Raw genomic sequence first — 22,844 nt, 5'->3', positions numbered from 1 at the left:
CTTAGACAAGATGTTAATACCTTATCATAGAAATCAAGTTTTTTCTCAAAATTAGCAGTAATCCAGAAATTTATGCAGCATGAAGAAAGAGCTATAGATATAATTCAACTATACAAGTAATATTAAATTAGCTCAAGACACTTTAAACTCCTGTCCAAAATTCAGCTCTTCCGATGTATAGGGATAAATTAGTTTAGCTGTTACTCTCTCCCCATGGCGTATTCATTGCTCATTTTACCTACTACTTTTTCTATGTAATTTCTGGTTTCCTCAAAGGGTACATCTTTGCGGAGTTTATTATAGAGTTTCTTGCTGTCCATGGTAGAAAGGTCGTTGATCATTTTATCCCATTTTTCCTGTCCAATCTTATTCATCTTACCGGTCATAGCTTTATAAATAGTACCCGGTCCACCATTATAGCTGCAGATCATGCAATATATCTGGTTTGTCGGATTAGTAACTTTTTGCCATTTATTATCAGCCAACCAGCGGAGATAAGCAATTCCCATGTGCAGATTGATGTCTGGATTAAATAGTTCCTCCGAAGAAGGTTTCTGGTTTTTGTGAAAGATCACATTATTCATATTTATTCCGGCATATTTAGGTACGATCTGCATCATGCCATAAGCATTGCCATGGCGGTTATAGGCCTTGGGATTAAAATATGACTCTGTGTGAGCAATCGCCAGTGCCAGTCGGGGATCGATCTGATATTCCTGACAGAAGTTTTCAATTATGGGTTTATATTTTTCTGCCCGTTTGCGAATATGGTCTGGCATCAATTCCAGAGAAATTGTATATTTCATCCTGATCTGATTATCTGATCCGATAATTTCCTTCTTAACCGCCTGCTTAGCGATCTGCTCTGCCAGTTCATTAACATCCTTCTCACTGATTGCTTTGCCGGAACCAAGTGGATTTTTCACCTGATCAGCCAGAATTGGCTCTTCTGTCGCGTCTTTCTCCTGTAAAATACTCACTATCTGGTTTTTTATGATTTCCTGGGCTTTTACCTCATCTTGACCAGAAGTGCTTTCCACTACTGCATCAACTTTGATTTCCCCTGTCTCAAAGGAAACCTCACTGCGACCGGAAAAATCCTCATTATAACTAACCCAGTCTTTGGGAGTAGACTCCCTGAATTCATTCCACAATTTCTCAATATCATCCTTATATTGAATAAATAATGAATCCTGTTGATTATGATAGTTGGCAAAGGCAGTGTTCTGCTGATTGATATAATCTTCCTGCTGCTGGTTCTGCTCATTCAAATAGTCCTGATATGAGTCCTGTGCCAGGCATAAGCCTGTTAATAGTAAAATTATTAATATCCCAGATAATCTCTTCATTCTATCACCTCCTCAAAAAAATGATTATTTATTATTCATTTACGGGGAATTCCGTAATTATGCCCACAAAATATTGTAAGATCAAGGCAGCATCATAAGAGGTCAATTCTTCTGTGCCATCCACATCAGCAAAATATCGTCTGGCAGCACCCCAGGGTAGTGGAGCAGAAATTCCCGGCTCATATCCCACGCAATATCTCATGATCATAGATGCATCAAACGCCTCGATCTGCCCGTTATAATCTATATCTCCCAGCACGCTGACTGGCTCATATTCTGTAACCAAAGTCGGATCACCAATCAGTGCCATGCCATAAAACCAGCTTCTGTAGCACTGCCGATATTCTGTAGATTCGTATTCCACCATGGTATCATTCCACCATTGCCTCAAAGCTTCACCCATCACTTCCCCATTACCTAAGGGACCGTAGAAATACTCAAAATCCAGCATTGAACCAGTTTTAGTTGAGCCTATCGAAGCCAGACCATGCTCGTTTCCCAACACATAAAGACTGCCCATACTGTTTGCCTGAGTAAATCTGGCATTTGAGCAGCAGAACAGGTTATAAAATAAAGCATCTGGATTATAAGGTGCTATCTCGTTATTATGCACCAGGTAGTAATTACTGCCATTATTCTGATAAAAATAATGCGCATCTGGTCCTGAGTGAACGTGCACCTGGATCCATTCATAAGTCCCGCTCCACCTGTTTTCCCGATAATCATCTGCTGTAGTGCTGTTTACCTCAGATATCATTTCCACATTGGTATAGCATAGCTCCAGTGCCGCCTGATATTCATAATCCCAGTAAGCCCAGTCATCATCTATATATCCCAATGCCTGATCGCTGTCTTCCAGAACACCATTACGATACAGATTATTACGCTCAAACCAGTTGCGAAGGATTTCCACTTCTGCCCCGGCATAGCTCAAATTATCTGCCCGTAAACGACTTATTGCCAATTCGGCATCCAGTTCTTCTTCATGCAGATCATAAACCCCATCTCCATCAAGATCATCCCAAAGACCATCCAGGTCAGCAAAATACTGATCAATGGGAAATTCTACCCACTCTTCACCTGGTCCCTGAACATTATCTCCATCCCAATCCTCCCATAATTCAAACCAGGCAACCGGTAGATTGCCAAGTAAAAACACTCCATTGATATTATAAAAATTGTAATAATTAATGATAACATCTTTAAGGTCTTCAGCGGAAGTCCCCGCCCACTCGATCAGGATAAGATTATAGCCTTCCTGCTCAAGATCAAAATTCCACACTGCAAGCTCTGTTTCCAGACTGTCATACAAACCGCTTTCCACAAATGCCAGCCAACTGCCTCTTTCCCTACCAGTTCTATTGATCACTTCCTGATAGGATGTTTCTACCTGTACCAGATTTGAAATATAATCCTCATAAGATTCCACAGGATGTTCATCCGGCATAAGATTTCGAGTCACTGGAATATCATTTATCTGAGCATTGAGCACAAAAACGAGAAAAATCAGTAAACTGAACATTATTTTATTTTGCATTTCCTGTTCCTTATATTTTATAGCCCTATATATATTATTTCCTAAATATCTGTCAATATTTACAATTTATAGTTTTTATCCTGCTTTTCCACCCCCAAACCCTCAAAATATAGATAAATCCCTATACACCATTTCTTTAGGCATATATCCAGTATATAACTAGAACAACTTAGCACATAGTGACATTTTTATGTTAGATAGTTCTTTGTTGTTCCTCCTCAATGGCAGAAGCAGGGTGGTCTGAGGTGGATCATTGATATCAATAGAGGGATTCTTAGAGGTATTTAATTATAAATTATGCGGGAATTATATTCAGACGTAAGTAATCTGGATATAATTCCCGCAATAGGTTTATTTTGGGAAATTTAGATTTTATTCAATAATATTATTCAGTTCATTCAGGAGATATTCGCGGTCTTCCTTTTCTTCCACTTTTTCGGCTTCTTTTTTACCAAGATCAATGTATTCCTGGGCGGCAGTAACATTGCCCGTTAGCGTCTCTGCTCTGGCAAGTGCTTCATAAGCGAATCCCTTATTAAAACCCTCTAATTGATTCTTCTGGCATATATCCAAACAGGCTTGAGCATAAGTAGCAGCTTCCAAAGGATTAATTAAAATAGCATACACATGAGAGATCTGCCATTCACCAACAGCAAGATTTGAAGGGTTGCCTATGGCTTCCCAGTGTGCACGGGACGCGTGAGCATAATGGATCATCATCAGATCATCCTCGGGGGTACGGTCAGTTTTGTCGATATAGTCCCAGCACTTATTAAAATAGTCAGCAGCAAAGAAACGGTGTGCCTGCATTACTGGATCATTCTGCTCAGCATTGGCATTATTATCCGGTTCTGTTTGAGCCGGTGGTTCATCTGCCACCAGCAGGGCAGATATAAAGATAATTACAAGCAATATCACGAATTTCATATTAACCTCCTGAATCTGAGCCTAAGATAATTTTATTAATATTCCTGTCAATTTGTTAGCCTTGACTACCCATTAAGTCAGTCCCGATTCATCGGGATGAACCGTACTCTAGGAGTCCTGGACGACAGTTTATAGTGATAACGGTCGCCCCCAGAAGTCTTGTCTGGAATACCAGCCAAAACTCCTGCTAAGTGGGGTGAAATGTGGTTTATTTTAGCACGTAGTGCTTATTTATTTGTAGTAAAAACGAATCAGATTTCCACCCCCACCTTTTCCTATCAACGGCTACGCCGTTGATAGGAAAAGGTGGGAGATCGTGTTATTAACTATACTACAAATAGATATCCTCTACGAGGAAATAAAAAGAGACTAAATCAGAGCCCTTACTTAGAGGGTGGATATTCTACATGAGTGAGGAATAAGCCTTGCGGGGGGGCGGTGTAGATCAGGTTATTTGTGGGGTCACAGTCATTTATTAGTTTTGTGATTATAGCGGGATCTGATTTTGTGTGGGAGATTCTCAGGCAGGTACCTACTATTCGGCGCACCATATTATGTAAAAAGCGGTTTGCCTGGATGGTGAGGATAAGCTGGGATTCTTTTTTGTGGATTTCAAATGCTTTGATGGTGCAGCGATGATGATTCAGGTCAGGATTATGTTTGGCAAAGGCAGTGAAATCATGTTCACTGAGAAATTTGGGCAGGCAGTTTGAAATAGACTCCTGGGTGAAATTGAAGCGGGGAAAATTTACGGAAAAATGTCTCTGAAATGGTGAATAATCCAGGGCAATATGATATTGATAGGTGCGTGAAGTGGCATTATATCGGGCACTGAAATCATCTGGAACCTGCTGGCAGTTTTGTATTTTGATATCGGCAGGGACTCTGCTGTTTAATGCAGCAACGATCTGATTTGTATTCATTCTGGTATCCAGATCAAAGTGTGCATACTGGTTTTGGGCATGCACTCTGGCATCCGTTCTGCCGGAGCCGGTAACAGCTATATGGCTTCCAGCAATTTCTGAGAGTATATTTTCCAGAGAGGCTTGAACAGTTCTGCCTTGAGACTGGATTTGCCAGCCATGGAAATCAGTACCATCATAACTAAGACAAATAAGATAACGTGACATCTGGCGTCCTTTTTAATAAAAGCAGATGAAACCAGTGATCATGAGCATCACCGTTCCCGTAATATCTGCAGCCCAGGAATATTGCAATTTTATATGATTATCAGGATTTTCTATTTGCTGCCTGATGTTTTCAATGTGGTTATGGGTAAATTCCAGGCAGATCGTGATGATCTTTGAAAGGTTATTTGACTGCTTTTTAGCCTGAGCGAAACTTTCAAAGAAAATCGGGATAAAAAGCAGGGTAGCAGTAAGGAATTCTTTGAAGGGATTCATTTTTTCCGGTAGAAACGCGAAAAGCTCAGTGAGAGAGGAAGTTTTAATCAAAAAAACTGATATGAGGAGCAGAAAAGCAATTCTGGCGATAAGCAGCAGATCATTATAAAAATCATTTCTACTAAGCAGTGAAAAGATGAGGATAGCAATTATCAGGGGTAATATCCGCATCAGAGCATTGAGCCAGAATTTATAAATTTCAGGATAGAGCAGCAAATAAAGCAGTACTACAGCAAATAATAAGAGTAGTTTAATCGAGGTAGCAATTACAATGAATAAGGATAATGTCAGGCAAAAAAACCATTTGAAGAGGGGGTGTTGTTTAAATAATATATCTTTAGCCAGGATCATGGCTTTTTGGGACGCAAACTCCGCTCTGGAGCAGGTCCTGGCATAGCATTTGATTTAGTTTTATCCAGCTCTTCCAGTTCTATGATCATTTCATCATCAGTGCTGTCTTGTGCTGCTGCTTCTGCTTCAAGCTGTTCTGCTTCTTCTGCCAGTCTCTGTTCCATTTCCACCAGCGCAGGTAATCTATCCAGCTGGAGAAATTTTCCATCAAAATATAATGAATTCACAGTTTCTTTTCTTTCGTTTTGATTATCCCAGCTTAATACTTCTTCAAAATAGGGACGGGCAGCCGTTGTATCCTGATAAATAAAATATTCCATATACCCGAGTGTGAAGATAGCATCAGGATAGAATTGAGAAGTGGTATCAACAGCGATCTGCTGCAGAACGACCTGAGCAGAATCGGGTTTCTGGTCTAAAATTGATATGGCATAATTAAGATCATCACGCTGTCTTTTTGCGGCATAAGTGATAAATTCCACTTCCTTGCCCTGCATCAGCGATTCCGCACCATAAGAATATTTATTATCCGGATAGTCACTTACGAATTCCTGATAAAACTGCTCTGTTCTGCTACTGTCCTGATAAGTATTTTTCAAAAGCCACAATTTAACAAATTTCACATAAGGGATAAATTCATGGTCATAAAGTTCAATATCAGATTGCAGAACAGTAATTTCCTGCTGGAGAGTATCGCGTCTGGTGGGTAGTATAATTTCAGGTATAGTCTCTTCTGTAGCAGTGCTGTCTTCCAGGACAATAGTGAGAGAATCAGTGGGTATGATCAGAGTGTCAGCGGGAACAGATAATGAATCTACTACCTGCTCAATGCTGTCCACTACGGTTAATGTATCAAGATAATTAAGCTGATATCTGAGGGAATCAAGTCTCACTGCCATGGTGTCACGGTAATTGATAATATTATCATAAACCACCATAGCCGAATCAGGCAGCTGAAGTACTTCTAGATAATATTCTGCCAGTTTCATCTGCTCAGAGACCAATTGCTGCAATTCAATATTATCACGTGAGGTGTTATACTGCACGATCTGGCTGGCAACTGCACTATGACTGACAGCATTTTCCAAAAAGGGAGAATCTGCTTTCTGGGTGCGGACATTATTGAAATACTCAATGGCAAGCTCATAATTATTGAGAATCCTGAAATGCATCTCTCCTCGCCAGTAAGAAGCTTCAGCAGAGAGATAAGTCTTATCATTTTCATTGATCACCTGCTCAAAGATTATATCTGCCTGATCAGTATCACCCAGTTGCGCCAAAGCTCTGGCTTTTAAGATCAATAATGCTGAAATCTCCTGATCACGGTATTCCTGTTTCATCAGGGATGTCACTTGAGTCAAAACAGGTTCATATTCTTCCTGCAATAAACTATTATAAGTTATATAGTAACGGGCATTAAGCTTGTTCTTTTTGTCAGTCCGGATCTTCAGAAAATCATTGAAAATCTCACTGGAGAGTTCATAATGTTTATTTTTATGGTACAATAACCCCAAAGAGAAAAAAGCATCTTCATAAATATCACTTTTGGGGTAATTATCAATGATCTTTTTGTAATAAAATTCCGCCTGAGAATATACTTCATCTTCCAGATAATATTCAGCCAGGAGATTAGTAGCTTCCACAAGGAATTTTTTTGAAGTACCGGTAACCAGGAAATCCCGCAGTTTTTTATAAGCAGTATCTTTATCGAGTTCCCATTCACAACGGGCAATATAAATATGAGAGCGCTGGGCAAATTCGGTGTCAGGATAGAACTGGATAACCTCTTCAAATTTCTGCTTTGCCTGCAAATAGTTTTTTTGCTTGTAATAAAGGCATTGAGCGAGCATAAAAAGGGCATCATCAGACCATTTGGTGTCCTTATAATCAGTAAGAATAATGCCACACTTCTTCATTGCTTTATTATAATTCTGCACAGCATTACGGGAAGGTTTGCCATCTGCTGAAAGAGATTCATTCTGGGCAGATTTGAAATACTGCTCGGCATTGAAAAAAGTGTTGTAATATACACATCCGGTAAGCAGGAGTATCACGAATATTGCCAGTATTAGTTTTTTCATATTAATTTAATTCAAGGTTATCGTTGAGGAAGTTAATTAATTCATTATTCAATATTATCTTTTGCATGGTATCAATATCATCTTTAATATAACGGTCACCTTCGAGTCTATCGACCTTGGTGCGAATGTAGTTTTTTACCAGTTCAAGCTGTGTTGAACTTTTTACTTCACGGTCTTCTAATGCCTGAACTGCTATCATCAGTTCAATACCCAGTACCCAGGCAGTATTCTGAATAATTGTTCGGGCTTTCACTGCACCGATAGTACCCATACTTACATGATCTTCCTGATTCGCTGAAGTGGGAATTGAATCCACAGAGGCTGGATGAGCAAGAACTTTGTTTTCAGAAACTAATGCCGCAGCAGAATACTGGACGATCATGAAACCGGAATCAATACCCGGTTTATGAGCCAGAAAGGGTTTTAATCCACGACTGAGTGCTGGATTCATAATTCGCTCTACCCTTCGCTCAGACAGGTTGGCCAATTCCGCAACTGCTATCCCAAAGCTATCAGCAGCAATTGCTACCGGTTCACCATGAAAATTTCCTCCTGAGATAACTTTATCCTGATCAGGAAAGATCAAAGGATTATCCGTAGCAGAATTTATCTCCACTTCCAGCACAGAGCGTACATAAGCAAGATTTGCGCGGATACCACCATGAACCTGCGGAGTACAGCGAAGGCTATAGGCATCCTGAACATGTTCACAGTTTATATGCGTATCACGCAGAGAAGAATTTTCTAATAATTTATAAAGATTAGCAGCAGAAATTATCTGCCCCGGATGAGGACGAAGGAGATGAATATCCGGATCAAATGCTGTGGGTGAGCCTAACTGGGCATCAATACTTGCTGCGGCACTCACATCGGCTATTCGGCACATATTCTCTGCCATCAGTAGATTTAATGCCATTATCCCAGTCATTACCTGAGTGCCATTATTAAGTGCCAGACCTTCTTTTGCCTGAAGCTTCACGGGTTGTAATCCTGCTTTCTCCAAGGCTTCCGCACCGGTCATAATCTCGTTTTTATATTCAGCCCAGCCTTCTCCGATTAGAACTAATGCCAGATGTGATAGGGGAGCGAGATCTCCACTTGCACCTACAGAACCTTTTTCAGGAATTAATGGATGAATACCTCTATTCAACAATTCAAACAATAGATTTAAGGTCTCTATTCTGATACCGGAATTGCCTTTAGCCAGAACATTAAGCCTTAAAAGTGTGATAGCACGGGTTTCCGCTTGAGAGAGGTTTGATCCCAATCCTGTTGCATGCGAGCGGATCAGGTTTTCCTGTAATTGACTGGTATCTTCTTTGGATATTGTAATCGTGGCAAATTTACCAAATCCAGTGGTCAATCCATAGACTATTCTGCCTTTATCAATCACATCTTCCACATATTTTCTGCATTTGATAACTTTTAACAGTGCTTCATCAGCGAGTTGCACTTTCTCAAAATTGCAGGCTACCTGGTAAACGTCTTCCAGACTAAGACTATTTCCATCAATTGTGATCATTAATTACATATTCCTGAACTACTTAAATTTTACTGTGCAGGTAAGAAGCGGCACATGATCTGAATTTGTATCTACTCCAAATCTCACATGCTTGAGATGATTGGAAAGCCGTAGAGCATCAATCGCCCCAATAATATGATTCGCAGCGATTACTCCACCCACCAATTTCAAATAATCTTTATACAGATCAATATTACGCCGATAATCGCTGTATTCGCTTTGATTGTAATCAGAACTCCAGTTCCAGTAGTGGGCTTCATCATATACATTTGCTTCTATATATGCCTGCTGAGCCAAAGGATCATCAGGGTATTGATCAACCGCATCAGCTACTATATGGGCATTATATCCGCCAGTATTATAACCGGAACTTGAATAATTTCTCATGTCCTCATAGAACTGATTAGGGAAATGTCCTTGAGGATCAACATCGGCAAATTGCCGGGCATAATTATATGATGCCTGGGCATTATTATCAGTTTCCTGAAGATAATAAAACCGCATTGTCCAGAATGATGCCTCTGCCAGCAAAAAGCCATATCCATAATTTTTATCCAGTGATAATTGACCCCAGCCAGGCACAACTGCTGATTTAAGGAAATTTACTCCCGGATTGATAGTGCCATCTGCCTGAATAGATACTGATATAAAAATCAATATTACTACAATTATTATTTTAAAATTTATATTCATAGCCTACGATTATCCCTTTCTTTTCTAAATCCGGGTTAATATACAAATTTCCCACTCTCTGGGAATTCTTTTTCATCCTTTTGCTCGTTAAGGCAGTATCGATTATTCCCACCAGGTGATTGAGAACTACTGCGGCTACAGCCAGATTGCTGTACATTTCCAGATTTTGTTTATCAATTCTATATGATTTATAATTTTTCCAGGTTTTATCATCACCCCAGTCCCAGGATTGATCCCCAGTGATCTGGTTTGCTTCCACATAGGTATAATAAGCTTGTAGATCGTTGTAACCCAGAACAAAATAACGCCAGGCATCATGGGACATATCGGCATTATATTCATCACTTGAAATGTAATTCTGGATATTCTGGTAAATCTCTTTATCACTGCCAATGGGAATGTCTACCATGGAGTAGGCATACTGCTGATATGTATCAATTGCCCAGTCAACTTCACTATCTAACCTTAATGCAGTTCCAATTAGCAGAATTTCTGATGATATAAAAATCCCCGCCTTGGTATAAGAGCCCAGATATGCTTGACCGCTTCCTGGCACAAGGGCCGAAAACAGCATGGCTTTGACGGCAGATTTATTTTCTTCACCTAACAGATGGAAAGTTGTCAAAGCTAATAACAACAGTATTATTATGTATCTTTTCATAAGTATCCTTTTTTTTAGAAATGATAACTCAGCAGCAATCTGGGAGTAACTGTTCCGTCAGCATAAGAAGGAGCAAATTTTAAATCAACAGGATTCGAAGTAAGGTGCTCAATATTATACTTACGCGTAACTCTCACAGCATCAATAGTTGCCAGCAGATGGTTAAAGATCAAACCAAAAGAGCAGTATCTTTTTTTATCATAATTTTCTTCTGCTTCCCAGCGCATATCTATGTAATGTTGCCTCATACCGCTATATATTCCGCGTTTACTACCATATAAACTTTCGGGTCCAAGGTAATAATCAGAATCTTCATACTGAACGTCATTTCCAACCCACATCCCTTGACCATACTCATTATTTTCAATGATCCACTGAGGGTTTGTCCAAAATGTGCCGTCAATAGTTGCATATATATCTGTCCAGTCTTCCCAGCCAAAGATATATTTATCATATTTCCCGATGTCTTCATAAAAATGCTGAGTATCTTCATGATCAAGGCGGAAATGTCCACCTTCTCCTAATTCGTCTGGATCGTTGGGATCATAATCATCTGGAGCATAGAAACCATTATAACTTAAGGGGTCATCGATCAAAGATCTCTGAGCACTCCATTGATTTTCACGGCTGTAGTGCTGATCGGCATATTCTTCATACTGATCGGTGATATCATCACCTTCACTTTGAAAATAGAAATAACCATACCAGAGTCCAAATTCCAGAACTGGGAAAATGTAAGCTGTAATTGTGTTGGGGTTCGCATAAAATTGTCCAACACCAGGGACTATTGCTGAAAACAGCATGGCTTTTTGAGCACTCTTTTGACTGTATTCCACCTGAAAAATATCATTAGTGATCTCTTCTCCAAAAATCATTACTGATATCAGTAATGATAATAAAATTATTATCACTTTTGTTCTCATTATTTACCCCCCATTATTTCTTATTTTTCACTTTTCTATTCCTAATGGTACTGTCAATGATTTATTACCGCTCTTGATACGGGCATAATATACACCACTGGAAATCCCGGTTATATCGAGATCAATGTCTTGATGGGAATTATCTTCTTTTTCTTCATACTGAATTAGCACCAGATTTCCCGCGATATCATACAACTTAAGACTGATCTTTGCCTCAGCATAAAATACACGGACTTTTGCATAATCACTTTTAGCAGGATTGGGAAAGGCATAGCCCCTGAAAGTCCCTGCTTCCTGTGGTTGATCGTATCCTATTGTAGTAAATGAATTATATTCTTCATTACGATAACCTCGGTTGATCAATGGTGATTCCGAAACCTCAAATCTCCTACCCTGCCATAATGCTTTATCTCCACCAAACCAGACAAGTTCCTGTGATATTTCATCATACCAGTATTGAGAATTTTTCTGACCCGCGGCAGCTGCTGAAAGATCAAGGCGATAATCTCCGTTACCATTAACTGCAAATTTTGCGCCATTATCACGTTGCAGCCTGATCAGGTATTCTCCATTGAGCTTTAATGCCTGCAGCCAACTTCCTGACTCGATGTTTATATCTTCCAGGTAAACAGGATACCCCTGCATAAGAGTCCCTTCATTCGTGATAGCAAATAAATATTCACCTGCCGCAAACACAAGCCACGTCCTGCCATTTTCTTCAAGTGGTGATAATAATATCTGGCTGGGTGCGGTGTCACAATAATCACTGGCTGTGAATATTAATTTCTTTTCATCACCGGCAAATCTCCAGATCTCACCATTGGAAACTGCCTGGAAACAGTACTCATTATTACCTGACAGTGTTTTCAATACAACAGGATAATAATCAACATCGCTGTGACCAAGTTCAAATTTATTAATGATCTGTTTCTCTAAAGGATCAATGAACCAGATACCATCCCGATTGGCAGCTATCAAATGCTGCTGGTCATAGCTTATTTTTGCTCCCGGCACGTCTAATTCTTCATCACCAATGATCAATCTATCTGTCAGCGGATAAACATTGATCACTTCATCCAGCCTGATATACATCGGAAGATCACTCAGTGGAGATGGGTATATTTCCTGAGAAATCGTTACCCCATCCAGAATTGTCAGTACACTATCAGAAGCTATCAATATTTCTTCTTCAGCATCAGCATCAGTATCCATACTAAGGATCGGCTGATCCGGCCGATATTCAAAAGGGATCTGCACCTCCAGATAATTATCCCAGCTATCTCCCACCAGGGTCATCATCTCTATCTTATCTGAAGTAACTATCGCCAGCGATGGCAATCCCAATACATCTGTCACATTAGATAATCCCTGTATCTCTTCATACTCTGCCAAAACCTGAATATCATCAAATAGATGACTACCCCAGCTAAATGACATACTCCTCTCAACATCTACATCAATCGAATATGAACTGATATCCCGGAATCCAAACATAAATGGATCACCATCATTAGTCTCCAGACGCGGGAAAGAAGAACCATTGAATTCCACGGTATGAATAAATCTATCTTCATTTACCGGCTGATAACCAGGTACCATACCTGAATCATCCCAGCCCAGGAAATTTCCATTTTCTGAGAAAAGCGGATTATATAAATAGAATGGATCATAAGCCGAACCCATGATATTATAGCCGTCATTATAATTGCCAATATCATCAAAACCATCTGCTTCTATAATTTTGATACCACGCTTTGAATGCAAGGCATTAACGGTGTTCTGATCATAATTGCTATAAAATACTCCATCTTCCCAATCTCCAGTCTCAAAAATGATCTCATCATCTATATGCCAGATAACCAGTCCACCACCATAATTATAGATCTTATTATCTATTTCATTTTCATTCTGCCAACCCGGAATGAAAAGATCATATTCCCAGTTAGGATAGTCGCGAGGGTCATCTGCCGGAAAAGTGGGATAAAGCAGTATCCGATATTTTCTATCATTAGGATTATCAGATTGTGGTAGTGCTCCCTTAAAACTTAGTCCACTATCGCCATCAGGATCAACCTGACGGTTCTCTACTAATAGATATTCTGTATCAGTCAGTGGTATTTTAATGAAATAGGGATTGCCTGAATTGATACCACTTAATAATTTCTCTGCCGGATCGACACCGATTGGTTCACTCCAGTCAAGTTCATCAATATCCTTCAGCATCCCATGTTCGCGGAAATAATCTTCCCAGGCAAGTATCCTGTGCCAAGCACTGGGTAGAGTTGGTAAGCCACCTTCAATAGTGATCAGTTCACCATCAATCTCATCTACTATCAAATCTCCCATACCACCGGAATCCATAATATCAAACCAGCCTACCTGTGGAGAACCGGTCAATGTACTGTAAAGATCTATAAATCCCAGTGAATGACCAAATTCATGGGCAGTAACCGCCGTGGTCACACCGTATTGTCCATCTTGACTGATAGTCTCAGGCACATTGCAGGCATGATCGATCACTATTCCATCATCAACTATTGCTTCTTTTCCATCACCTACATTGATAAAAAATGATGGTATATCACTGCGGGAATCACCGGCAATATCATGCTGAGAATCCGAGCCGGCATGGATTATCATAAAATGACCATACTGGGAAAAATCCACGTTATCATCATCATCAACCCGTTCAAACACATCTTTAAAATATTCCTCAAAGCGGCTTATCATGGTTGCGGTATCTACTCCGATTGGATTGTAATAACTCATCTCATGCGGTAATGTATAGGCAAAAATTACTGTATCGGCTTCAGTATAATCATGCTGGGGATAAACATCATAATCGAGTTCAAATGCTCCCAGACTGGCTGCTTCATAATAGTAACGCACACTTTCCATCACATATCCAAAATATTCCTGATCATGTGGAGCTTTCCCCAGATCAATCGGATAATCATCATCAGAGAAGATAAATTTTCCATTGCCGGTTGTTGTGGAATCGCTATCTTCTACAAAATCTATTAGCATCACCAGCAAGCGGTTATCTACTACCCGGTTTTGCTCTGAAAGTTCCCTGCGGTCTATTGATTTGCTGAAATACTGCTCGAGAGGATGTATATCCTGACGAGTAGGATTTGGTGCTACAGCCTTCTGTAATTCGATCTTTCCACCAAATAGAAATATCGGTAATAACAGAAGGAAAATATATATTCGCTTCTGCAGATTCATAGACTAACTAAAAGGATACTTTAATAGAGAATGTGCGATTGAAGTCCTGAAGGTCTCCCCCAGGTTGCATTGCAAAATCTACATCAACCCTGAATTTATCCTGCTCATAAAAGAGTCCAGCACCATAGGATATACCTTCAATCTCACCTACACGATCATATATATATCCCAATCGCAAACTCAAAAGGTTAAGATATGAAAACTCTCCTCCGGTACCCCAGATAATATCTGCCCATTCTTCATCAAGAGGTTGATCTACCCAGTCTCTATAAATCCTTTCATACCAGACGTGATCGCGATTAGCTAATAATTTATTCATATCAGCATTAAAGGTTAATCTTGATATCTCTGTTTCCCACATCTGCCAGGAAAAACCCATTCGCCAGTTCAAAGGTATCGGATCTGATTGCTCTTCATTTATATAAACTATGTTTGGACCAAGATTCTGGATATTAAGCCCTAAACTCATACTGGAACCGGGAAGATCAGGAATATTAGGAAGTGATAAGTCGCGAATTAATAGTAAGTTAGGGAAAAATACATAAAAGATATCACTTAAAGACCATGGAAGATCTTTTAAATTTATGCCAAAATCAAAGGCAAATGTACTTCCCTGTCCCTTCAAACCTTCCTCTGTAGCTCCTGTACCTTCAGGTGCCAGATCAGAATGGATAAATTTGAATGCGCCTCCAACTCCTAGATATTTGTTCAACTGATAACCGTAAGTTATTGAAGGTGCCACTTCCCATGAAGAAAAAGACTTCAGGAAATTTGCATCTTCATCATAAGCATCCTGCTCACCATAAGTGAGGAACATCACATTAAAGCCAATGTTACCTGTATCTTCCAGATAGGTGTTGAACCCGAAATATTCATAATAAATGTCATCAAAAACATCACCCAGCCAGTTTGAATGCATTAATGCAAACTGGGTTGATCGGTTAAATGCCATTGCTCCGGTATTCCAATATCCGGCAAAAGCATCATCCACTTGTGCCACGTATGCTTGACCCATACCGCCAGAACGAGATCCCGGTTCCATTAATAGATATACCAATCCAGCTTCTGATACTGCATATGAAAATACTGGTATAAGTAATAATATCACCAGGGCAATTAAAATTAAGCTCTGTTTCATGTTAATCCTCCGAATAAATTTCAAAAATTTTGAATATGAAAAAAGTAATAGTCAAGCGACCATAACAATTCAGTATTAAGACCCTCCATTATGGGCTTTATTTTATTTCTTTCTATTGGTGCCGAAGGCCGGACTCGAACCGGCACAAGCGTAAGCTCGGAGGATTTTGAGTCCACTGCGTCTACCAGTTTCACCACTTCGGCACACTCAAATACTTCTGAACTTAATTGCTTTCCACCAATTCCAATGTCAAGCTTTTTCTCTTTCATTACCATCTTTTAAACTTCTTCTCTCACCTTTTCTGCTTTCTGCTGCAGATAATATAATCTGTTTTTCTCTTTTGCAGATTTTTTCCATTTCACCTTTCTCACTGATCTCTACATCAATGATTCACCTTTTCTCTTAACCTTCTATTTGTCAACATATTATCTCTGATCACATATTTCTCAGCCTCTTGGAAATTATCAGGAGGAACAACGAAGCACATACTGACATTTATTTATGGGGCGTGTTTTGTTGTTCTTCTCACTCACTGATCTATAGGTGAGTTTGATTAGATAAGTGGTTATATTATAGGTCATATAGGACGTATAAAACCTATAAAAAAGAACCGCCCATTAAGAGCGGATCTTTTAATTATTTACATATAATAAAAACCCTTCGAATGAAGAGCTTTTACATTATACAAAAAATCTTTATTTCTTAATAAAATACTCGATTCCTGCTCCAAAATTGAGCCTTGACTCTTCATTTGTCCCGGATATATCTCCACCATAGTCTCCAATACCCATAGTATAATTGACATCAAGATTAAGATATACAACATTTTTTACTAAAGGAACTAAATATCCAGCACCTAATTGTACAAAATTCTGTGAAAGTTTAAATCCACCACCACTATACGTTTGTACCATAACCTTAAATCCAGAATAGAATATGTCACCAATAAAGTAACGACTCCCAATATCAAATATCAATGAAGTCTCACTACCATCATAATCCGCAACTGATAAATCAAATCCGATATCAAGAGCGATATTATCTCTAACAAAATAACCTGCTTGTGAAGAGAACAAAAATATTGTATAAGCATCAGCATCTGAATTAGCTTTTATACTTGAATAACTTACGTTTCCGCCGACATTGACAGTTCCCTTTTCAAATGCATAAGCACTTGCTGTTAAAAATAATAATAATCCAAAAATGATCAGCTTTCTCATATGCACCTCCTATATTTGGATTTCTTTTAAAGAAAATGCTTATATCTGTCAACTAAAATATTAGATCACGCATCCCCCCCCCCTTTTTTAATTATCATTTAACACCAGCCTATACTGTAGCTTTTCCAGATAATATTTCTTGTACTTACCCTTATGTCTATTTCTTGGTCTAACTAAGAATCCCCTAAAAAGTTCTGATACGATATTCGATAACCTATATGCCAAATTTTTATTCAATTCTTTTGCCAAATTCCTGTATATCATTTTATTACTTAAGTTTTGTACCAGATATATTATTATTTCTATCATAAAATTCATCTTCGTAGTTAAATGATCTACATTTCTATTTTTGCTTCTAATTTCATAATTCACTATGTTAAATATGGTTAATTGAGGTGTATTTGTAATTTTTGGGGGGGGGGATACGTGAAGAAAGTGTAAATCTATCTTCTTTATTCCAACACTTTAATTTATCATCTATTTTAACAAAGTGTAGTATTAGTAGAAGTCGAGAGGTGCCAGTTCCGGAAAATTATCAGGAGGAACAACAAAGCACATATTGACATTTTTTTGTTAGATTATGCTAAGTTGTTCTGCCTGCTGATTGCAAGCTGATTTCAGGTAGCTCTAACCTAATGCTGATTAGTAAATTTCAGGATAAAATCAGAACACTGAATTTACTTGACTACTTAAACATAATCTTAAGAAAATACGATAGAGGTGAAAAGTGGATTTATTTTCAACTGAGATCAAATTCTTAAAAGGTGTTGGTGAGCACCGGGCAAAACTATTGAATAAACTGGGTGTTTTTACACTCAATGATCTGCTGGAATTTTTCCCGCGGGATTATATTCAACGTGATGCCAAAAGCTCCATTGCTGACCTGGAAATTGGCAGACGGTCATCACTGACAGCCGAGATCGTGAGCATTCGCGAAACTCAGCGAGGCAGACAGAGGCAATTAAATGTAGTGCTTTCTGACGGTGAATACAACCTTTTATGTACCTGGTTCAGATATGGCACCTGGCTCACTGATATGCTCCAGCAGGGGCAAAAAGTGTGGGTATCCGGCATGATCACCTCATTCAGAGACCAGTTTCAGATCATTCATCCTGAACTGGAAGTGCTCGATAAAGGGGAGGATACAACTAATTTCTGGCATTCCCGCTCCGTTTTACCGGTTTATCCACTTACAGACAAACTGAAAATCGGACAGTTGCGATACATGATCTATAACCTATTCAGGCTTTATGCCAAGGATATTGAAGAGACCCTTTCCCAAGGATTACTGGAAAAATTTGGCTGGGAACCACGTAGCATCAGCCTGCAGAAAATCCATTTTTCTAACCAGCCGGCTGTAGTTGCAGGTATAAAACAACGCTATTCTTTCGAAGAGCTTTTTTATAATCAGTTGATGCTGGCAAAGGTACGAAGGGGACACGAGAAAGAGAAAAATGGTAGAGCTTTTGAATTAAAAAGGACTTATACCACTCGATTAAAGAATTCATTGCAATTCAAGTTAACCCCTGCCCAAAAGAAAGTGATCAGAGAAATTGTGGAGGATATGACTTCCGTTTATCAGATGAACCGCCTGCTGCAGGGTGATGTGGGCTCCGGCAAGACAATCGTGACGCTTTTTGCCATGCTGCTGGCAGTGGAAAACGGCTGTCAGGCTGTTATTATGGCACCGACCGAGATATTGGCTGAGCAGCATTTTTTGAGTTTTACAAATTATCTGGCTGATATGGATATTCGAGTAGCCCTCTTAAAAGGTGGCAATTATAAAGGCAAAAAGAAAACTAAGGAAGAGATCAAAAGTGGCAATATCCAGATTATAGTAGGCACGCATGCGCTTTTGCAGAAGGATGTGGAATTTCATAAAATTGGCTTTGTGGCTGTGGATGAGCAGCACCGTTTTGGCGTAATGCAAAGGTCATTGATACCCTCAAAAGGTGATAATCCAGACCTTTTATATATGTCAGCAACTCCTATTCCCCGCTCACTGGCACTTACCGTTTATGGTGATCTTACAGTTAGTGTGATTGATGAAATGCCGCCGGGACGCAAGCAAATAACCACCATCTGGAAAGGTGAAGGCAGAAGAATAGATGCCTATAATCATGCAATCGCAGAAGTACGTGAAGGCAGACAGATCTATATTGTGTGTCCCTTGATCGAGGAATCAGAGAAATCTGACCTGCTGGCAGCAGAAACGCTGTATGAAGATATAAGGTCAACTTTGATGACTGAATGCCGGGCAGAAATATTACATGGCAGGATGAAAAATAAAGATAAAGATGAAATCATGTCGCGCTTTAAGAACCATGAATTTGATGTGCTGGTTTCCACTACAGTGATTGAAGTAGGAATTGATATACCAAATGCCTCAGTGATGATCATTGAGCATGCAGAACGCTTTGGACTGGCACAATTGCATCAGTTGCGCGGCAGAGTGGGCAGAGGAAGTGCAGCATCATTCTGCTACCTGGTTGCTTATTATCCGCTCTCAAAGGAAGGTTCTGAAAGACTGCGGACAATGGTGGAAACTAATGACGGCTTTTTGATTGCAGAAAAGGACCTGGAACTCCGCGGTCCCGGAGAGTTTTTTGGGACTGCTCAAAGTGGAATGAATATCTTTCGTCATGCCAATATCGTGCGTGACAGACAGCTTTTGATCCATGCCCGTGCTGTAGCTGGCTGGGTGCTTGATATTGATCCAGAGCTGGATAGCGATGAAAATAAGATAATTAAAAAAACTTATGAAAGGCTGTATTCCGAACGGGAGAAACTCTTTAACTTCTAAATAACCGAGGTGGATCAATGATGAAAAAGCTATGGTTTGTGTTATTTCTGATTGGGCTTTGCAGTATTATATCAGGACAGGATATATTTATTGATGAGATGCCGGAATTTCAGTCGGATCAGGATATGTATGGTCATGTGACGGGTATTACGGTGCCCGAAATGTATGCAGTGCATGTATTTCTATTTTATGGCGGATGGTGGTACCCCAAGCCGTCAGCATCGAGTTATTGCTTGATAAGTGATAATCTCACCTGGACTTGTGATGTGACCGGGGGAGGATATGATACGGAAGCAACTCGTTATTTTGCTTTTTTGACCCCCGTTGACTACGTTCCACCGCAATCTGGAGGAGAATGGGGACAGTGGCATGAATTTCTGCCAGATGAATTTGCTGACTTTCCCTATACCTTTACTGATCGATTACCCGGAAATCGTGAGATAAGTTTTGGTGATCTGGATTGGATCTGCAAAACTTTCACAGCTCAGGCAGGACCTGGTAACAATTATTTTTCTGATGCTTTAAATATGGTTTTTGTGGATGACAATGATGATCTGCATTTGAATATTATCGATGATGGTGATTTCTGGCATTGCAGTGAGATAGTGTGTGAAGAAAAACTGGGTTACGGGACATATATCTTTACTCTGGCTGATGGATTCCCTGATTTCCCTTTAGAAGCAGTATTGGGACTCTTTTCCTGGGATGAAGCGATTACTTTTAATCCTAATATAGATAATATTTACCACGAGATCGATGTAGAATTATCTTATTGGGGTGATTCCAATACCCCCTTTGCTCAATATGTGGTTCAGCCCTGGTATGAAAATGATAACCGGTATCAATTTGACTACTATCCAGAGGGAGAAGTTTCCTGTGCCTTTAACTGGAGTGAAGACCAGTTGAATTTTGTTACCTGGTCTGGTGATGCGGGTGATTATCCACCTGATGAAGCAGACATCATCGAAGCCTGGGAATATTCTGGAAATGACATTCCTCCTGCGGGAAATGCCCGGGCAAGATTGAATTTATGGTTACTTCCTGATGCTGATATAGGTGAAAATCTGGAAGTGGTGATCAGCGATTTTGTCTTTTATCCTCCCCCAGTAACGGTCAGCAAAGAATTTACATCCGGCTGGAACTGGTTTGCGCTCAATGTGAGGGGGGATGATATGTCCACTAATGCAGTTCTGGCTTCCATAGGTAATAATGCCTCAAATTTAAAAAGTCAAACTCAAAGCTCTATTTATTATGAGGGCACGGGTTGGTTTGGATCATTGACTCATATTGATAATGTCTCCTTATACAAACTGGAGGTTGAAAATCCGTCCACTCTGGAATATTCTGGAGTTCCTGTAAATGTGAGGTTAAATACTTATGAGCTAACCGATGGCTGGAACTGGATATCTTTTGCACCTCAGGAAGCTCAGGAGATCAATTATGCCTTAGCTGATCTGGAAAATGGAGCTGCGATCAAAAGCCAGGTTGAAAGCGCAATTTATTATGAGGGTGTGGGCTGGTATGGCTCTATGACAATGCTGGAACCTTTGCAGGGTTATCTGATTAATATGAATGCACCAGAGCAATTCAACTTTCCTGAACCTGTTGCTGATTCAGGCAATGTGGCAATTGATCATATAGAAATACCTGAACCTGATGACGAAGATAACGGCAATATTGCTGAACTTGACAAATTATCCTGCTTCCCCAATCCCTTTAACCCAGCCACAACCATATCGTTTTCAATTCCTGTTGATTGTAACGTGGAGCTGGCTATCTATAACATTAAAGGACAAAGGATTAAGAAGCTGAGATCTAGTATAATGGAGCAGGGCGATCATTCAGTGATCTGGGATGGCAATGACGAAAATGGTAAGCGTGCAGGCTCAGGAATATATTTTTATCAACTGGCGATCAATGGCAAAACTGAAGCCGTAAATAAATGCCTGCTGCTGAAGTAATGATCTGGATAGATAAGGCAAGAATATCTGCTACTCTGGCAATAGTAGTTTTGCATTCTGCAATTTTGGTGCAGTCTGCAAACATGATCGGCTCAGAATACTGGTGGTCAGGAAATATTTATAACTCTCTGGTAAGATGGGCAATTCCTGTATTTGTGATGATCAGTGGTGCTTTACTGCTTGATCCAGGTAAAAATGAACCCTTTCGATTGTTTTATAGAAAAAGGTTTGCAAGGATATTTATACCCCTTCTTGCCTGGTCTGCTATCTATCTTTGTCTGGATTATTTTTATGCTGCTACTTACGGAATTCAAACATCAAAACAGCAAATATTTCTTAACCTGCTGGAAGGAAAACCACATTTCCACCTCTGGTTCTTATACATGATCATCGGTTTGTATTTATTTACCCCATTTTTCAGACTGATAATCAAGAATTCTTCTCACAAAGAACTTCAAATTTTAGTACTGATTATGTTCTTGATCAGCACTTTCAGTTTTTTATATACAGAACTTCTTCCCGGGATACCTCCATTATTTATCACTAAATTTATCCCATTTATTCCCTACTATTTTCTGGGTTACCTGATCAGAAGCACTCAATATAAACCCTCAAAGATCACCTTACTTGCTATTTTCTTTTGCAGCGGGGTTATAATTGCTACGGGCTATTATTTTAGTGCGCAAATACGGCATGCTTCATCAGGGATATACTTCCAGGGATATTTTAGTTTTGCTGTGGTCATTATGGCTGCCTGTATTATGATGTGGTTTAAATATTATCATATAAAGGTTTTCAATTCACCGAATATCCACCAGATTGCGAGCCTTACACTAGGAGTTTATCTCATCCATCCGATTTTCCTGAAACTTATTAATCTCAAGGGATTGGGTGTATCAATAATGAATCCTGCTTTTTCAATACCACTCACTGCCATCGCTGTATTTTGCCTTTCCCTGGCATCCTCCTGGCTGATCAAGCAGATCCCTGTTCTCAAGAGAATAATTTAATGCGAAGATATTCTCTGATATTTAAAGCAAAAAATAT

The 22,844-nt window shown here is 39.5% G+C and carries 16 protein-coding genes and 1 tRNA gene; 3 read left to right on the top strand and 14 right to left on the bottom strand.

Going from position 1 to position 22,844, the window contains the following annotated elements:
* Positions 1-200: 200 nt before the first annotated feature.
* The 14 genes from RAO94_10575 to RAO94_10510 all read right to left on the bottom strand — a co-directional run bounded on the left by RAO94_10575 (position 201) and on the right by RAO94_10510 (position 17,033).
* Positions 201-1,349 carry a murein transglycosylase domain-containing protein gene (locus RAO94_10575; GenBank protein ID MDP8322782.1) on the bottom strand — a complete coding sequence of 383 codons (1,149 nt, stop codon included), beginning with the start codon at positions 1,347-1,349 and terminating at the stop codon, positions 201-203.
* A gap of 31 nt (positions 1,350-1,380) precedes the next feature.
* Positions 1,381-2,886, bottom strand: a complete 1,506-nt coding sequence (locus RAO94_10570; GenBank protein MDP8322781.1) for a dockerin type I repeat-containing protein — start codon at positions 2,884-2,886, stop codon at positions 1,381-1,383.
* A gap of 372 nt (positions 2,887-3,258) precedes the next feature.
* Entirely contained in the window at positions 3,259-3,813 is a 555-nt protein-coding gene (locus RAO94_10565; protein MDP8322780.1) for a hypothetical protein, read from the bottom strand.
* A 383-nt stretch (positions 3,814-4,196) separates the two neighbouring features.
* Positions 4,197-4,943: a tRNA pseudouridine(38-40) synthase TruA gene (truA, locus tag RAO94_10560; GenBank protein MDP8322779.1), complete on the bottom strand. Its 747-nt coding sequence runs from the start codon at positions 4,941-4,943 to the stop codon at positions 4,197-4,199.
* A gap of 12 nt (positions 4,944-4,955) precedes the next feature.
* Positions 4,956-5,387, bottom strand: coding sequence for a hypothetical protein (locus tag RAO94_10555; GenBank protein ID MDP8322778.1), 432 nt, complete (start codon positions 5,385-5,387; stop codon positions 4,956-4,958).
* 176 nt (positions 5,388-5,563) lie between these two features.
* Positions 5,564-7,648, bottom strand: coding sequence for a tetratricopeptide repeat protein (locus tag RAO94_10550; GenBank protein MDP8322777.1), 2,085 nt, complete (start codon positions 7,646-7,648; stop codon positions 5,564-5,566).
* Position 7,649: 1 nt separating this feature from the next.
* The gene (gene hutH / locus RAO94_10545) at positions 7,650-9,170 is read right to left on the bottom strand and encodes a histidine ammonia-lyase (GenBank protein MDP8322776.1); all 1,521 of its coding nucleotides are present in this window, start codon (positions 9,168-9,170) and stop codon (positions 7,650-7,652) included.
* A gap of 18 nt (positions 9,171-9,188) precedes the next feature.
* A complete protein-coding gene (locus tag RAO94_10540) occupies positions 9,189-9,863 on the bottom strand; it encodes a hypothetical protein (GenBank protein ID MDP8322775.1) in 675 nt (224 codons plus the stop codon).
* Positions 9,847-10,524: a hypothetical protein gene (locus RAO94_10535; protein ID MDP8322774.1), complete on the bottom strand. Its 678-nt coding sequence runs from the start codon at positions 10,522-10,524 to the stop codon at positions 9,847-9,849. The genes RAO94_10540 and RAO94_10535 overlap by 17 nt, the downstream gene beginning before the upstream one ends.
* Before the next feature lie 14 nt (positions 10,525-10,538).
* Positions 10,539-11,447, bottom strand: a complete 909-nt coding sequence (locus RAO94_10530) for a hypothetical protein (protein MDP8322773.1) — start codon at positions 11,445-11,447, stop codon at positions 10,539-10,541.
* Between the two features lie 27 nt (positions 11,448-11,474).
* Positions 11,475-14,675 carry a T9SS type A sorting domain-containing protein gene (locus RAO94_10525; protein ID MDP8322772.1) on the bottom strand — a complete coding sequence of 1,067 codons (3,201 nt, stop codon included), beginning with the start codon at positions 14,673-14,675 and terminating at the stop codon, positions 11,475-11,477.
* Between the two features lie 7 nt (positions 14,676-14,682).
* Positions 14,683-15,813, bottom strand: a complete 1,131-nt coding sequence (locus RAO94_10520) for a PorV/PorQ family protein (GenBank protein ID MDP8322771.1) — start codon at positions 15,811-15,813, stop codon at positions 14,683-14,685.
* Positions 15,814-15,929: 116 nt separating this feature from the next.
* Positions 15,930-16,016, bottom strand: a tRNA-Leu gene (locus RAO94_10515).
* Between the two features lie 492 nt (positions 16,017-16,508).
* Complete coding sequence (locus tag RAO94_10510) at positions 16,509-17,033, bottom strand: hypothetical protein (GenBank protein MDP8322770.1); 525 nt, start codon at positions 17,031-17,033, stop codon at positions 16,509-16,511.
* Positions 17,034-17,760: 727 nt separating this feature from the next.
* Between RAO94_10510 and recG the strand changes: the two genes are divergently transcribed.
* Genes recG through RAO94_10495 form a run of 3 tightly spaced genes read left to right on the top strand, consistent with a single transcriptional unit; the run spans position 17,761 to position 22,807 of the window.
* On the top strand, positions 17,761-19,836 hold the full coding sequence (gene recG / locus RAO94_10505) for an ATP-dependent DNA helicase RecG (GenBank protein ID MDP8322769.1): 2,076 nt from the start codon (positions 17,761-17,763) through the stop codon (positions 19,834-19,836).
* A 17-nt stretch (positions 19,837-19,853) separates the two neighbouring features.
* A complete protein-coding gene (locus RAO94_10500) occupies positions 19,854-21,797 on the top strand; it encodes a FlgD immunoglobulin-like domain containing protein (GenBank protein MDP8322768.1) in 1,944 nt (647 codons plus the stop codon).
* Complete coding sequence (locus RAO94_10495) at positions 21,797-22,807, top strand: acyltransferase family protein (protein MDP8322767.1); 1,011 nt, start codon at positions 21,797-21,799, stop codon at positions 22,805-22,807. Before RAO94_10500 ends, RAO94_10495 begins: the two co-directional genes overlap by 1 nt.
* Positions 22,808-22,844: the final 37 nt, after the last annotated feature.

It is taken from the genome of Candidatus Stygibacter australis, from assembly GCA_030765845.1.
Taxonomy (GTDB): Bacteria; Cloacimonadota; Cloacimonadia; order Cloacimonadales; family TCS61; genus Stygibacter; species Stygibacter australis.
This window is presented reverse-complemented; position numbering and strand designations above follow the sequence as displayed.